Annotated in this window: 16 protein-coding genes and 1 pseudogene; all 17 read left to right on the top strand. The window is 66.2% G+C overall.

Annotated features, from left to right (window positions below):
- The first annotated feature begins 53 nt into the window (after positions 1–53).
- The 17 genes and pseudogenes from istA to F1640_RS25560 all read left to right on the top strand — a co-directional run bounded on the left by istA (position 54) and on the right by F1640_RS25560 (position 13,342).
- Positions 54–1,565 carry an IS21 family transposase gene (istA, locus tag F1640_RS21555; RefSeq protein WP_066770782.1) on the top strand — a complete coding sequence of 504 codons (1,512 nt, stop codon included), beginning with the start codon at positions 54–56 and terminating at the stop codon, positions 1,563–1,565.
- Entirely contained in the window at positions 1,562–2,401 is an 840-nt protein-coding gene (gene istB / locus F1640_RS21550; protein ID WP_066770779.1) for an IS21-like element helper ATPase IstB, read from the top strand. Before istA ends, istB begins: the two co-directional genes overlap by 4 nt.
- Positions 2,402–2,684: 283 nt before the next feature.
- Positions 2,685–3,697 (top strand): annotated as a pseudogene (locus tag F1640_RS21545) (hypothetical protein).
- A gap of 99 nt (positions 3,698–3,796) precedes the next feature.
- Positions 3,797–5,437 carry a PRTRC system ParB family protein gene (locus tag F1640_RS21540; RefSeq protein ID WP_375336209.1) on the top strand — a complete coding sequence of 547 codons (1,641 nt, stop codon included), beginning with the start codon at positions 3,797–3,799 and terminating at the stop codon, positions 5,435–5,437.
- A gap of 37 nt (positions 5,438–5,474) precedes the next feature.
- Positions 5,475–5,906: a PRTRC system protein E gene (locus F1640_RS21535; protein WP_047100432.1), complete on the top strand. Its 432-nt coding sequence runs from the start codon at positions 5,475–5,477 to the stop codon at positions 5,904–5,906.
- A 40-nt stretch (positions 5,907–5,946) separates the two neighbouring features.
- The gene (locus tag F1640_RS21530; RefSeq protein ID WP_047100433.1) at positions 5,947–6,153 is read left to right on the top strand and encodes a PRTRC system protein C; all 207 of its coding nucleotides are present in this window, start codon (positions 5,947–5,949) and stop codon (positions 6,151–6,153) included.
- A gap of 132 nt (positions 6,154–6,285) precedes the next feature.
- Positions 6,286–7,317 carry a hypothetical protein gene (locus tag F1640_RS21525; RefSeq protein WP_245648924.1) on the top strand — a complete coding sequence of 344 codons (1,032 nt, stop codon included), beginning with the start codon at positions 6,286–6,288 and terminating at the stop codon, positions 7,315–7,317.
- A gap of 7 nt (positions 7,318–7,324) precedes the next feature.
- The gene (locus F1640_RS21520) at positions 7,325–8,152 is read left to right on the top strand and encodes a PRTRC system protein B (RefSeq protein WP_047100434.1); all 828 of its coding nucleotides are present in this window, start codon (positions 7,325–7,327) and stop codon (positions 8,150–8,152) included.
- Positions 8,149–8,808 (top strand): PRTRC system protein A, encoded by a 660-nt coding sequence (locus F1640_RS21515; protein WP_047100435.1) that lies wholly within the window; start codon positions 8,149–8,151, stop codon positions 8,806–8,808. Before F1640_RS21520 ends, F1640_RS21515 begins: the two co-directional genes overlap by 4 nt.
- On the top strand, positions 8,798–9,601 hold the full coding sequence (locus tag F1640_RS21510) for a PRTRC system ThiF family protein (RefSeq protein ID WP_047100436.1): 804 nt from the start codon (positions 8,798–8,800) through the stop codon (positions 9,599–9,601). Before F1640_RS21515 ends, F1640_RS21510 begins: the two co-directional genes overlap by 11 nt.
- Positions 9,601–9,864: a hypothetical protein gene (locus tag F1640_RS21505; RefSeq protein ID WP_047100437.1), complete on the top strand. Its 264-nt coding sequence runs from the start codon at positions 9,601–9,603 to the stop codon at positions 9,862–9,864. The genes F1640_RS21510 and F1640_RS21505 overlap by 1 nt, the downstream gene beginning before the upstream one ends.
- Positions 9,865–9,934: 70 nt before the next feature.
- On the top strand, positions 9,935–10,579 hold the full coding sequence (locus F1640_RS21500) for a hypothetical protein (protein WP_047100438.1): 645 nt from the start codon (positions 9,935–9,937) through the stop codon (positions 10,577–10,579).
- Positions 10,580–10,620: 41 nt separating this feature from the next.
- A complete protein-coding gene (locus F1640_RS21495) occupies positions 10,621–11,781 on the top strand; it encodes a phosphoadenosine phosphosulfate reductase family protein (protein WP_194921801.1) in 1,161 nt (386 codons plus the stop codon).
- The gene (locus tag F1640_RS21490) at positions 11,778–12,101 is read left to right on the top strand and encodes a hypothetical protein (protein ID WP_047100236.1); all 324 of its coding nucleotides are present in this window, start codon (positions 11,778–11,780) and stop codon (positions 12,099–12,101) included. The genes F1640_RS21495 and F1640_RS21490 overlap by 4 nt, the downstream gene beginning before the upstream one ends.
- Positions 12,102–12,118: 17 nt before the next feature.
- The gene (locus F1640_RS21485) at positions 12,119–12,943 is read left to right on the top strand and encodes a hypothetical protein (protein WP_047100237.1); all 825 of its coding nucleotides are present in this window, start codon (positions 12,119–12,121) and stop codon (positions 12,941–12,943) included.
- Complete coding sequence (locus F1640_RS21480) at positions 12,936–13,208, top strand: hypothetical protein (RefSeq protein WP_245648926.1); 273 nt, start codon at positions 12,936–12,938, stop codon at positions 13,206–13,208. The genes F1640_RS21485 and F1640_RS21480 overlap by 8 nt, the downstream gene beginning before the upstream one ends.
- On the top strand, positions 13,202–13,342 hold the full coding sequence (locus F1640_RS25560) for a hypothetical protein (RefSeq protein WP_245648927.1): 141 nt from the start codon (positions 13,202–13,204) through the stop codon (positions 13,340–13,342). Before F1640_RS21480 ends, F1640_RS25560 begins: the two co-directional genes overlap by 7 nt.
- The last annotated feature ends 250 nt before the right edge of the window (positions 13,343–13,592 follow it).

Raw genomic sequence — 13,592 nt, 5'->3', positions numbered from 1 at the left:
TGGCGGAGTAAAAACCGGCCAGTGGTAAGGCTGCCCTTTTGAGGGCGGCCGGGATGTATGCCGTGGAAGTTTACGCGAGTGTTCGGCAGTTTGTGTTTGTGCAGGGGCGCAGCCAGCGAGAGGCCGCGCGGGTATTTGGATTAAGCCGGGAGACGATTGGCAAGATCTGCCGATTTTCACTGCCACCTGGCTATACGCGCACGAAGCCGGTGGAGAAGCCGAAGCTGGGGCCTTTGCTGCCGGTGGTTGACGCGATTTTGGAAGGTGACCGGACGGCGCCGGTCAAGCAGCGACACACGGCGAAGCGGATCTTCGAGCGGCTGCGCGATGAATATGGCTATGGCGGCGGCTACACGGTGGTGAAGGACTATGTCCGGCTGAGCCGGGTGCGTGGCCGCGAGACATTTGTGCCGCTGGCGCACCCACCGGGGCATGCGCAGGTGGATTTTGGCGAAGCGGTGGGCGTGATTGGCGGTGTGGAGCAGAAGATCCACTTCCTGTGCATGGATTTGCCGCAGTCCGATGCCTGTTTCGTGAAGGCTTTCCCGCGCGAGACGACCGAGGCATTTCTGGATGGGCATGTATCGGCCTTCGACTTCTTTGGCGGCATTCCCCAGTCGATCCTCTACGACAACACGACGATTGCGGTGGCCAAGATTCTGGGGGACGGCAAGCGTGAGCGCACACGTGCCTTCAGCGAGCTGGTCAGCCACTACCTGTTTTCTGACCGCTTCGGCCGACCCGGCAAGGGGAATGACAAGGGCAAGGTCGAAGGGCTGGTCAAATACGCGCGCCGCAACTTCATGACGCCCAAGCCGCAGGCGGCGAGCTATGACGCACTGAACGCGGCTCTTTTGGAGCGCTGTCATGCGCGGCAAGGCGAACGTGCTGGCCGCCATGCCCAGACCATCGGTGAGCGCATGGTTGCTGACGTTGCGGCGCTACGCCCACTACCGCCGGTGCCATTGGAGCCATGCGAGAGGCGCAGCGCCCGTGTGTCATCGACGGCGCTGGTGCGGTATCGCGGCAATGATTACTCGGTGCCCACAAGGTTTGGGTTCCAGGATGTGGTGGTGAAGGGCTTCGTGGACGAGGTGGTGATCCTGTCCGGCGCCGAGGAGATCGCCCGCCATGTGCGCAGTTATGGCAGCGGCGATTTTGTGGCCGATCCGCTGCATTATCTGGCGCTGATCGAGACAAAGCCGAATGCTCTCGATCAGGCGGCTGCACTGCAGAATTGGGCCTTGCCCGATGTCTTTGCCCACCTGCGGCAATTGCTGGAGGGACGCATGGGCCGCAAGGGCAAGCGCGAGTATATCCAGGTCTTGCGCTTGCTGGAAGCGATGCCCATGGCCGTGGTGACCCATGCTGTCACTCAGGCGATCCACATGGGCGCGATCAGCTTTGATGCGGTGAAGCAGATCGCACTGGCCAGGATGGAACGGCGGCCCGCCAGGCTTGACCTGACGACCTATCCCCACCTGCCAAGGCTGGATGTGAAGGTCACGCAGGCGGCTGATTATGCGGCTCTGATGCCCCAGGTCTCGAAGGAGATGGCAGCATGAGCCGGGCGCCCGATGACAACCTGCCCACCGGCACCACCGCTGGTGCGCCACAGGTGCTGCTGGCCCACCACCTCAAGCAACTCAAACTGCCGACCGTTTTGCGCGAATATGAGAAAGTAGCCCGGGAGTGCGCGCGTGATGGTGTCGATCATCCCCGCTATCTACTGCGCCTGATCGAACTGGAACTGATCGACCGTGAGCGGCGCACTGTCGAACGCCGGATCCGTGCTGCCCGGTTCCCGGCCGTCAAAAGCTTCGATACCTTCGACTTCACCGCCATCCCCAGCCTCAACAAGATGCTGACGCTGGATCTGGCGCGCTGCGAATATATCCTGCGGCGCGAGAATATCATTGCGCTGGGCAATAGCGGGACGGGCAAAACCCATGTGGCGCTCGCCCTGGGGCTGGCCGCCTGCCAGAAGGGCTTCACCGTGACCTTCACCACCGCCGCGGCGCTGGTGAACCAGTTACTGGAAGCCCGCGACGAGAAGCGGCTGCTCAAGATGCAGCGCGAGTTGGCTGCAGTGAAGCTGCTGATCATCGACGAACTGGGTTACGTCCCGCTCTCGCCCACCGGCGCGGAGCTGTTGTTCGAGACCTTCTCCCAGCGCTACGAACGCGGCTCCACCATCGTTACCTCCAACCTGCCGTTTGAGGACTGGACGCAGGTGCTTGGGTCCGAGCGCCTGACCGGCGCATTGCTGGATCGTTTGACCCACCACGTCAGCATCCTGACCATGAATGGTGACAGTTACCGCCTAAAGCAGTCAGCCAGTCGCCGTCGCGCCACTGCCAGCGGGGCGGAGCAAAACCAGGCCACCGTCGACGAAAACTGACCCATCAAAACGGCCAAAAGCAAAGGGCCCCGATCGGGGCCCTTTGCTTTGCACCTGCCGCAACATCAGTGGCCTACTTTTACTCCGCCACAGTGGCCGGTTTTTGCTCCGCCGTTGACAGGTTCTCCATATCCAGCGCCGCATCCCGCAGCGTTATGTCGAGATCTAACAGGTGTCGGATGCTGGGCGTCGTCATGGCAAATCTCCTACTCATTAGAACGTAACGTGAACATGCGCGACCGTCAATTGTCCGCGTGCTTCCGTTGCGAGCGGAGCGCGCATCATGCCCATCAACGTCATCGTCGGCCTTCCGCACCTGAACGATGGGCCGATCCTTCAGCGGGCACGCGCGCTTGGCCGGACCGCGCTCATCTCGGCGAACGCGCTTTCACGTTGGTCCGAAAAGCGCGGCTGGCGGGAATGGACCGGATGGCGCCTGGGGCAACTCCAGAATGCACGGGGTTTGTCCGGCCTCTGCCTGGACTCCGCAGGCTTCGTCGCGACTGCGCGCTATGGTGGCTTCCCGTGGTCCCTGTCGGACTATGTATCGCTCGCGGCGGCCTATCCATTCCAATGGTGGGCAAGTGCCGATTACTGCGTCGAGGCTGAGATCGCGCGAGATCGCGACGAAGTCTTCGACCGCCTGTCGCGCACCATCCGCGCCAATCGCGACTGCCGCATCCTGGGCGAGGATGCCGGAATAGCCGACAGACTGATGCCTGTGATCCAGGGCCGGCGACCATCCGACTATGAGCGCTGTGTCGATGCGCTCTGGGGTTCGCTCCGCCCCGGCGCATTGATCGGTGTCGGAAGCATGTGCCGGCGCGATATTCACGGACCGGAAGGCCTGATCGCGGTCATCGACCATCTCGATCAGATTCTTCCGGCCGGTGTTCTGCTCCACGCATTCGGCGTCAAGGGCACGGCACTGCCCTTCCTTCTGCCTTTCGCACACCGGGTCGCGTCGATCGACAGCCAGGCCTATGGCGTCGGTGCGCGTCGGGCAGCCCTGAAGGCGGGGATCTCCAAGACCGATCGCGTCGTGGCCGATTACATGGAGCAATGGCTCGCCGGTCAGTACCACCGACTAACCGAGCGGCCGCGCCGCCTTCCGCAGCAACGGCCTGCTGACGCAGATCCTCCGCCGATCGATCCCTGGGAGGCCGCAATCGCGCAGGCCCGTACCGAAATCCGCGATCTCATCGAGTCCGGCGATCTGACCATGACGAAATTACCGCAGCCTGGGTCGAGCAATGGGCCGCTGACATCCACCGGAGGCAAGCCGCCGAGCAATGAAGAGGGGAGGGGGAAGGGCAGGGTTGAGCATCAGGCTCGACGGAAAGAGGGCGCGCACCCGCGAAGGAGGCGCGACGCCAATCCCGAAGGAGACCCGCCTTGACCCCATCGCACCCGCATGCAGCCATGACGCTGCCGCTCTCCAAGATCATGCTTGGGTACAATCCACGTCGCTATTTCGACCGTAAAAAGCACGAGGACCTGGTCGCCTCGTTCCGGCTGCGCGGCATGCTTCAGCCGATGCTCCTCCGCCCGGCGGCCGGCGGCGACGACACCTACGTCGTTGTCGCGGGAGGCCGCCGGTATCGGGCCGCGCTCGAGGCCTTCGGCCCAGAAGGGGAGGTACCCGTCGTCATCCGCGAGATGACCGACCAGGAAGCGCTGGAAGCGGCGATCGACGAGAACGACAATCGCGACGATGCGTCGGAGACGGAGCAGGCGGACGCCGCCGTTCGGGTTCTCGCCGCCTGCCAGAATGATCGTGCAGAGGCGGCGCGGCGGCTCGGCTGGTCCCAGGCCAAATTCGACCGCCGCCTCGCCCTCGCGAATCTCTCCGACGCCGTGAAGCTCGCGCTCGATGAGCGCCGCATCAAGGTCGGGCATGCCGAGCTGCTCGCTGCCATTCCAGCGGACAAGCAGGACAAGGCTCTCGACACGATCACCGCTTCCGGTCTCGACGTCGGAAAAACGCGCGACCTCCTGATGCGCGTCACGCAGGATCTCGCCAACGCCTGCTTCGACAAGACCGAATGCATGGCCTGCCCGTTCAACTCCGGAACGCAACGAGCCCTCTTCGAAACCCATGTCGATGAAGGCCATTGCACCAATCCCGGCTGCTTCCAGCTCAAGACCGAAGCAATCGAAAAGGCCCGGATCGAGGCCCAGGAGCGCGCTGCGGCTGCCGCACAGGCCGAGGCCGCCGATCGGCAAGCGGACGGTGACGATGGGGAAGCTGCTCCCGACGCCGACGAGCTGGCCGATACCGACGACGATGGCGACGGTGAGGCCTCGCATCCAGGGGTTCGAGCGGCCGCGGTCGCGGCCAATCGGTCGTCGTCCGGCGCGATCGTCAAGCCGGCCGCCCGGGCTGGCGGTGCGACCGTCTCCGCCAAATCGATCGCCGGCCGCACCGCCGATCTTCGGGAGGCGACCTGGCGAACGGCGCTTGCCCGGGGCCTCGCCGATAATCCGTCCCATGCGCATGCCGCGATCCTCGTCGCCGGCCTGACTGGTACGCTCGCGCAGATCAAGCCGGCTACCTTGACGTCGCGCGCCGGGCTGCTGGTCAACCCTTCGTTTCCCGACCTGAGCTTCGAAGAGAAGATCGAGGGGATCCGCGCGCTTTCGGACGCGCAGGCAGCGAACACCCTTGCCGCGATCGCGGCGGCCTATGCGCGCGATGTGCAGTCCTTTGCGCATGTCGCCGACCTTGCCCGAGCGTTCGCAATCGACATCCGGCACGGCTGGCGTGTCGATCGATCTTTCCTGGAGCGGTACACAAAGGACGAGCTCAAATTCATCGCCCAGGAGTGCGGCCTCATCGCGCACATGGGCGAGAAGGCGTTCGCAAAGCTGCTCGCTTCCAAGAAGGCCGACCTTGTCGCCGGGATGCTCAACGCGGTCGGCTTCGATTGGGCCGGCCGCCTGCCGAGCGGCATGACCCTCGACGGGAAATACGGGCCTCCTCCGGCCCCTATTCGCCCCAACGCCGACCGCGGCATTCCCGCGATCGCGGCCTGACGGCCCTCTCTTCCCTCCAAAATAAGGACTGACAATCATGCTGATCGCAAGTCTCTTGCCGTTGCTCGGCCGCTACTCGCTCGGATTTGACCTCGTGGCGGGTCCGGACGAGACCGTTACGTTGACCGTCATCCCTCGCGCAACTGAGGGCAAAGCCCAGCGGCTCGAGACGGGAGAGCTGCGGCCGATCTCGATCACGGCGACGGCAGCGGAAATCGACATCGAACTCGCCAAGGGGGCAGACGGCGCGCTCGGCCAGCTTATCGCTTCGCGCAAGACCCTCGCCGACCAGATATCTGAGCAGCGCGAGGCGGCCGAGGCCGCACGCGCGGCGTCGGCGGAAGCGGCCAAGGCGAAAGCCGCCTCCGCAGCACCCCGACCGGCCCCGACGAGCAGCTCGCCCGTCACGCCGCCCGCGGGCGCGCTTCCGGCCGATGCCAAGTCGGACGAACCCGCCAGCCTCTGGTGAGCACCTCGAGCCCCTGTCCAGCGCCAAGGAGTACGCCCCAATGCAGATCAACCAGCTTGACCGCGCCTATCGATATGACGGCATCGATCTCCCGGTTCCACCCCATCTCGCGCACGACCCGCAGGCTCTGCGTGCCTATCACGCAACGCTCTACCCGGCGATCCTCAACGCCGAGACGGTCGACGCCGGCGTGAACGGGGGTGTCCACGTCACCGAATACCGCCGCGCCGTCGGCACAAAGGGTTGATCGTGCCCCGCCGTCACGGCGGAGCCATCCCCGCCGCACCGCGCAAGACGCTTCTCGAATGGATCGAGTTCGATGATGGCAACGCAACCGGCATCTCCCAGCCTTCCTGCAGCATCCAGGCCCGGGCCCTCCATGCGCAGCTCGCGCTCGAGTCCACTCATCGAAGCCACTCTCCGGAGCCGCTTCAGCCACCGGCAAGCCTCCGACTTCCGCCGCTCGGCTGATCTCGCCGGCCGATCGGTCGAGATCTCGCCCGACATACCACTGACCTTCGACCAGCCTCTTGCACGACACCATAAGCTGATCGGGCGTTGGGTCGCATCGCACGAGAAGGCGACGAGACGATATTCCCGTTGCGAGGCGCGACGGCGCATCGAGCATGTTTTCAACTCTGCTGCTGTCGAGGCGCTGCGTCCGATCGATCTCGCGGAGCTTCGCGTGGTCGTGCTGAACGGCGAGTCCGAGGGAGCGCCGGCGATCGTGATCATCTGCGAGAGCATCGGCCAACTAGATCTCGGATGGATCGAGACCAGCGAGGCGCCGATCGCCTGGCGCGCGGCTGCCTACGCGGCGCTCGAGCAGACCCTGGGGGCTGCGCTGCCGATCTTCGGCTACCAGGATCTCTTCGACGAAATATCCATGTACTATTGGGATGGCGAGACTGAGGATGACGCCGCCCGCCAGTGCCTCATCGACTATCACGGCGCAGACCCCGGCGATCTTGACGAAGTCGCGCTGCCGTCGACCATGGAGGCCAAGAAGCCCGCATGGATGATCGCGGCGAATGCAGCGCCGCTGGCGAAGCTTCCTCTCGACCTTCGCAAGGCACTACGCGAACTCCGCAGCGCGCACGACGCGCTTCGGCGCCTGCCGGGAGATTGCAACGCCTGGCACTTCGACGGGCAAATTCTCTACGAATATGTTCCCGGCCTCGAGGAATGTTCGACGCTGCCCCCGTTAACACTCGTGCCGGTCGAGTTCTTCGCGGCCGAGGTGGACGATGTCGGACGCCACGGCATGGAATACGGCTTCATGGATGTCGCGGGGATCTGCCCGCTCTCCGAGGCCGCGCACGTTGAGCGATGGTTCGCGTCGCTGCGCACCGGCGCTCACTTCCTGCTCGCTGCGCAGCAGCTGATCCAGCTCGATCCCGACAAATTGTGAGGCCCCAATGCCGGACCATAGCGCCCATTTCGAAGCCACCGCCGGAGGCATGGTGCTCACCAACGCCATCCTCCTGTACCGCACCGAGACCCCCCGCGGGCTCGATCCCTACCGCACCCCCGGGCAGGATGGACATGCCTTTGCCAGCATCCATCATGTGGAGCATGGCGGCGAAGGCGGGCCGACGATCGCCGCCGGCACGCCGCTGACCCGCGCCCACCTTCGCCAATGGACCGAGGCCCTCGGGCGCGCAGCGCCGCCTCAGATCCTTCCCCACAATGTGCTGGTTGCTCATCGCGACATGCTCGCCTGGTGGACGCCCGAGCAGGTCCGCCCGGCTTATTTCCATCTGTCCACACCGCCGGCCGGCCTGCGCGTCCTCGCGCAACGGACGATCCGGCCCGTTCCGTATCCCGCCCAGCTGTTCGTGGCGACGCCGCGCAGGCTCGGGGTCTATGCACTCGCCGAAAATGAGCGCCCCTCGGCGACCACGCATGTACTCCATTCGCCGATCCTCAACGTCTTCGTCGACGGCTCTCTCTGCTGGGGGAACATCCCGAGGCCGCGCACGCTGGACGTCGCGGCCATCCCCGTCTTCGAGCGGGCGCTCTTCGATTCCTGGTCGACGCACCCCAATCCCGGGCAGGAGCTGACCGTCACCGGCAAGGGCGGCCTGCTGAAGCTGTGGGACGACCTTGCGGCGCGCCAGGCGACGCGCTTCCCGGTGAGACGCCTCCGGCCGTTCATCGGCACAAGCCAGCGGCTGCCTTCGAGAAAGGCCAACGCCGAACCGATGACGCTGGAGCGGCTGATCGCCGAGGGCGCGGCGTCATGACCGTCCTCGCCGACGATCCCACCGCGGCCGCCATTCTCGCAGCGGCGCCCTGTTATCCGGTTCCGCCGATCGGTCGGTCCCCCGCGATCGACGCGGTACGCGCCTCCCGCACAGGCCATTGTCTCGCGGTCGGCAGGGACGGTGTCATGCTTATCGTGCGACGGCCATGGCTCGAGCTCGACATTCCTGTCACGCCGGCGTTCCCCGCCTACCTGCCTTATGGGAGCGTCGGCGAGCGCCGGGCGGAACTACGCTGCGGGCTGATCCCCCACGAACTGTTCGGCCGGATTCTCGATCACTTCCGCGCGGCCTTGCCCAACGAAGCTGCCGCCTTCGTCCTGTGGAACGAGAATGAGCGAAGCTTCTCGATCCACTACCCGCACATCGATGATGCCACTCCCTCCCGCGTGAACTATCGGTCCCCGATACTGGCGCCTGACCAACATCTCATCTGCGACATCCACACTCATGCGCATGGCGCGGCATTCTTCAGCGCGACGGACGATGCCGACGACGCGCACTCCACCAAGATCGCGCTGGTGCTCGGCCGTCTTGGTCAACCGGAAGGACCGGCCATCGCCTCGCGCTTGTGCGCCGGCGGGATATTCCTGCCGCTGCCGCGCAGCCCGTTTTCAGGAGACGACGATGCAGCCTGAAATCCCCAATCGCCACTATCTTCCTGCCGGCTTCGACAATCGCGCGATCAAGATCCTTCTAGTCGGCTGCGGCGGAAATGGCGCGCAGATGCTGATGGGACTGGCTTCGCTCGAGACAGCGCTACGCGCGATCTCCACCCGGTCGCTCCAGGTCACCGTCGTCGATGACGACGTCGTCAGCGAAGCCAATCTTGGCCGGCAACCCTTCTACCGATGCGACCTCGGCGCTTCCAAGGCCCGCACGCTCGTCGAGCGGATCAATCTCGCGCACGGCCTTTGCTGGCGAGCCGTCCATGGCCGCGCTCCCGAAGCGGTCAAGCTCGCCGACGCGGATATCCTCATCAGCTGCGTCGACACCGCTTCCGCGCGCCGCGCCCTGGGCGGCGATCTGGCGAATGGAACGTCCGTGCCCGCCTATTGGATGGACCTCGGCAACCGCGCCGGAGACGGGCAGTTCCTGATCGGGTCGCCTCACCGCTCCACCGGCCACGACCGGCGGCGCCTCCCGACCGTCCTCGAGTATTTCCCTGAGATCGCCGACGAAACGGAGCCCGACGACGATGCTCCGTCCTGCTCGGTGGCCGAGGCGCTCGAACGGCAGTCGCTTTTCGTCAACCGCGTTCTCGCAAGCCACGCTCTGGCGCTGCTGTTCGACCTCGTCGGGCGCGGGTCGATCGGCCACGCTGGTGGCTTCATCAACCTCATTCGCGGGCAATGCGTCCCGATCCCGCTTCCCGCGGTCGAGGAGGCGCAGGATCAGCGCGTATCGGCCGCGCTGCCCGGACCCGCGTGATGGGCGCTCGATCCTCCAAGGCCGAGGTGCGCAACCCCGTTCTTGCCCTGCCGGCGGTCGCCCGCCTCCGGGCGCTCAGTCCCGAGGCGCGCCTCGCGCTGCAGTCCGTGCTGCTCGACATCCAAAGCGAAGCCCGGCTTCGCGCCGAACGGAGTTGGCGGAGCCGCAAGCCACCGGTTGCCGCATATTGGGCCGCCTGCGGTGTCTATGCCGGTCACATCGCGCGCGCGATCGGCCCCGGGCCAGGGCGTCGGCGCGGCTGACCGCCAGGAAAAGGAGAGGGGGGAAGGGGCGGGGCGAGCGGACGTGCGCTTGAGCCCGGAGAGCCTCCCCATGCACTACGATGTCGCGATGCGCCACCAGCAGGCGCTCGATCCCAGCGCGCTGACCACGATGGCAGCCACCCTCCACGCGATCGGTGCCGCCATCACCGACTGCCGCAACGCGGGCAAGGACCCCGAGATCGACGCAGCGGTCATCCTTCTCGCCCGCCACCTCGGGACTGTCTGCGAACGCCGCCCGGACGACATGGCGCTGCGCCGCAACTGCATGGACCAGATCGCCGAGATCCGGCGCCACCCTGTCCTGCGGACCCTCGCTTGTCGTGGTGTCGCCTACGACGAGGGTGCCAAACGCACCTTCCACAGCGAGGGGCGCACTGCCATGCGCCGGCTCGCCGACGCCCTTGGGCTTGAGGCCGATAGCTATGAGGTCCGCTCCAACAAGGGTGGTCCGGCCGTCTCGGGCGAGATCACCCTCCACGGCGAGGAGGTGTATGTCCAGCTCAGCCTGGGTGCGATGGGGGCCGGCCGCGAAATCCTGTTCCGGCGCTGCAGGGGGCGCAAGGACCATACCGGCGAGCGCAACCACTTTGCCTCAGTCGCCGAATTGCTGGCCCCGGACCGCTTCGCCGACCGGCTCCGCCGCGAACTCGCGCTCTCGCCGCCGGTCCGGCAGTCCGAGCGCCTCTTCGCCTGACGCCGCCAGTTACCAGGCCGCCGCCCTTTTCCGGAGCCGTCATGCCACCCATCGCCCAGCTCGCGGCCGCGGCAGCGGCCGCTCGGTCCTATCCGGCCGTCCCCGGCCTGCCGGACATCGCCATCACTTCCGAGATCGTCGCCGCGATCCGCGCCGGCGCCTGGATCGTCTTCAACCTCTCAGGCGGCAAGGACTCGAGCGCGGCCCTGTTCGCGGTCAACCTTCAACTCGATTCACTCGGCCATCCGCGGGCGCGGCGGATGGCGATCCATGCCGATCTTGGCCGCGCCGAATGGGATTCGACCCCCGATACCGTCGCGCGCATAGCCGCCAGCGCCGGCGTGCCGCTGACGGTCGTGCACCGGGCGGCCGGCGACTTGGTCGACCGCTGGATCCAGCGGTTCGGAAGCGGCAAGCGCCGCTACGAGGCGCTCGAGATCTACAACCTGATTGGTCCCTGGTCGTCGGCGTCGCTCCGCTTCTGCCAATCCGAGATGAAGGCGGCCGTAATCGGTCCGGCGATCGCCAGAATGCTGCGAGGCCAGCAGATCATCTCCGTTCTGGGCCTGCGCCGCGACGAAAGCCACAACCGCGCCGCCACCCCGATCGCCAAGGCCGATCTTCGCTATGCCAAGGCCGGGAACCGGCACGGCACCGCGATCACCCTCTGGCACCCGATCGCGCATTGGAACAGCGAAGAAGTATTTCGTGCTCACGGCGCGCTCGGCATCACCCTGCACGAGGCCTATTCGATATGGGGCGCAACGCGCCTCTCGTGCCGCTACTGCATCTTCGCCTCGCTTCACGACCTGTCGGCTTCTGCCGCAGCCCCGGCGAACACCGAGGTTTATCGCGAGCTCGTCGGCATCGAGGCGCGATCGACCTTTCCATTCCAGCCGACACGCTGGCTCGCCGACATCGCACCGCATTTGTTGAGCGGCGGGCTCCGCGCGGACGTCGAACGCGCCAAGGCCGACCAGCTCGAGCGCCGGCATCTCGAGGCCTCGATGCCGGCAGGCCTCAGATACGTCAAAGGCTGGCCTCCGCGGATGCCCACCCTCGCCGAGGCCGATGACATCGCCGCGGCACGGCGGCCCATCCTTGCGCGCCACAGGCTCGAGAACCGCTATCCGACCGGATCAGCCGTCCAAGCGCGCTTTGCAGAGCTGAGGGTCGCGGCCGGGCGGCAGATGTCGTCGTGAGGACGATCGATGCCGCCGTCGGCTCCTTCCGGATCATCGCCCGCATCGAGGACCCGCCGCCCCTCGGCTGGCGCTTCTGGACGCTTGCCGGCTTTTCGGGCGATCCACTGGATCCGAGCCCCTATGGCGGCTCGCGCTGCCTCGCGCTCACCGTCGTCGACATCGACGGCAGCGACCGCTGGCTCTGTGCGATGGAGCTCGACCACAGCTTCCGCCTGCTGTGTGCTCACGATCTCTTCCCCTGCCCGAGCCAGGCGGGCGCGGGCGCCTTCGCCAACGCGATCATCGCCCGCCACGCCCGCCAGCGCGCGCTCCTCTGACCGACGGATTCTGACCCATGCAGACCGACCGCAGCCAGCGCTGGCGCGAACGGCGCGCTCTGTGGGCGCGCGATCTCACTCTGATCGATCCCGGCGCCTACAGCGTCGATGTCATCGATCACGCGGACGCGCGCGCCTTCATCGCGCAGCACCATTATCTGCCTCGCTATCCGGCCGCGCAGCTTGCGGTGGGGCTGTTCGCGCGCAAGGGCGCGCTCGAAGGCGTCGCCGTTTTCGCTGTTCCGACCACCGGCGCCGTCATCTCGCGCCACACCGGGTTTGACGATCCTCGCCGCGGCTGCGTCCTCGCGCGCCTCATTCTGACCGACGCCGTGCCCCAGAACGGCGAGAGCTTCTTTGTCGCGCGGGCCTTTCGCCACCTGCGCCGGGAACGGCCTGGGATCGAGGCGGTGGTAACCTACAGCGATCCAGGGGCGGGCCATATCGGCCGCGTCTATTGCGCGCTCTCAGCCGCGCACCGCGCGGTCACGAAGCCGCGATCGGTCCTTCGGGTCGGCAACATCACGATCTCGGGGCGCACGCTGTCCAAGATACGCCTGGGCGAGCAGGGCCATGCCGGCGCAATCGATCAGCTCGTCTCGCTGGGGGTCCCGAGGCCGCGCATCGGCGAGGAACCGCGAAGCTGGCTGTGGCGGCTCCAGCGCGAGCGCCATCTCGTCACGCATCAGCAGGCTGGGCTGTTCGCCTATTGCTTTGAGCTGACGCGCGAGGCCCGCCGCCGCGGCCCCACCCTTCCGCGCCTGCCGTATCCCAAGGCCCTTCCGCCGCGCAACGCGCTGCTTCCGCTCATTTGGCCTGATCAGGAGACCCTCCATGGCTGACATCACGCAGCTGCCCGTCATGACCGCGGCCGATGCCGAAAGCATCGGCTTCGCCCGCTTCAACGACGTGCCGACGCTCCCGATCGACATCCCCGACGGCAACTTCACGATCAGCGCCAAGACCACCGACGGTCGTCGGATCACGTTCTCTTCGGCGAATACAAGCGCGGCTGCCCGCCAAGCTTCGTCGACATCCAATATCACGACAAAGGGACACGCATCGCCAACGCGAACGGCGGTACGTCACCGACCTTCGACATGCTGACGATCGGCCTGGGCGGCCGGAACCTCTTCGACAGCCGCAAGCTCGGACCCGACGACAAGCCCTCGATCGCCGTGATCCTGATGGGCGAACCGACGTCCCGGCACCCCGCCACGACACGGCCGCCGGATAACTGACGAGGCCCGGCTTTCGAGAGGCGGCCCGAAAACACCCGCCTCCGGCGCAGCCGCATCGGACAAGCGAGGGGAGGGGGGCCTTGAGTTTGGCGGCATTCAGCCGCGTTCAAGCCCGAGGCCCCTATGATCACCTCTGCCACGCTGAGGCCGGTCGACACCATCATGGTGTGCGCGCCGCCGCCGGTCGTCCTCGCCTATGGCATCGGCGTCGACTCCACGGCCCTGTCTGTGGAGAATCGATAAGCGCATA

This window comes from Novosphingobium sp. NBM11 (assembly GCF_015390225.1).
Lineage (GTDB): Bacteria > Pseudomonadota > Alphaproteobacteria > Sphingomonadales > Sphingomonadaceae > Novosphingobium.
This window is presented reverse-complemented; position numbering and strand designations above follow the sequence as displayed.

What these genes read in the sequence shown, in the direction of transcription:
- istA (WP_066770782.1), top strand. Translation starts at nt 54, where the DNA reads ATGTATGCCGTGGAAGTTTACGCGAGTGTTCGGCAGTTTGTGTTTGTG.
- istB (WP_066770779.1), top strand. Translation starts at nt 1,562, where the DNA reads ATGAGCCGGGCGCCCGATGACAACCTGCCCACCGGCACCACCGCTGGT.
- F1640_RS21535 (WP_047100432.1), top strand. Translation starts at nt 5,475, where the DNA reads ATGCTGATCGCAAGTCTCTTGCCGTTGCTCGGCCGCTACTCGCTCGGA.
- F1640_RS21530 (WP_047100433.1), top strand. Translation starts at nt 5,947, where the DNA reads ATGCAGATCAACCAGCTTGACCGCGCCTATCGATATGACGGCATCGAT.
- F1640_RS21525 (WP_245648924.1), top strand. Translation starts at nt 6,286, where the DNA reads ATGCGCAGCTCGCGCTCGAGTCCACTCATCGAAGCCACTCTCCGGAGC.
- F1640_RS21520 (WP_047100434.1), top strand. Translation starts at nt 7,325, where the DNA reads ATGCCGGACCATAGCGCCCATTTCGAAGCCACCGCCGGAGGCATGGTG.
- F1640_RS21515 (WP_047100435.1), top strand. Translation starts at nt 8,149, where the DNA reads ATGACCGTCCTCGCCGACGATCCCACCGCGGCCGCCATTCTCGCAGCG.
- F1640_RS21510 (WP_047100436.1), top strand. Translation starts at nt 8,798, where the DNA reads ATGCAGCCTGAAATCCCCAATCGCCACTATCTTCCTGCCGGCTTCGAC.
- F1640_RS21505 (WP_047100437.1), top strand. Translation starts at nt 9,601, where the DNA reads ATGGGCGCTCGATCCTCCAAGGCCGAGGTGCGCAACCCCGTTCTTGCC.
- F1640_RS21500 (WP_047100438.1), top strand. Translation starts at nt 9,935, where the DNA reads ATGCACTACGATGTCGCGATGCGCCACCAGCAGGCGCTCGATCCCAGC.
- F1640_RS21495 (WP_194921801.1), top strand. Translation starts at nt 10,621, where the DNA reads ATGCCACCCATCGCCCAGCTCGCGGCCGCGGCAGCGGCCGCTCGGTCC.
- F1640_RS21485 (WP_047100237.1), top strand. Translation starts at nt 12,119, where the DNA reads ATGCAGACCGACCGCAGCCAGCGCTGGCGCGAACGGCGCGCTCTGTGG.
- F1640_RS21480 (WP_245648926.1), top strand. Translation starts at nt 12,936, where the DNA reads ATGGCTGACATCACGCAGCTGCCCGTCATGACCGCGGCCGATGCCGAA.
- F1640_RS25560 (WP_245648927.1), top strand. Translation starts at nt 13,202, where the DNA reads ATGCTGACGATCGGCCTGGGCGGCCGGAACCTCTTCGACAGCCGCAAG.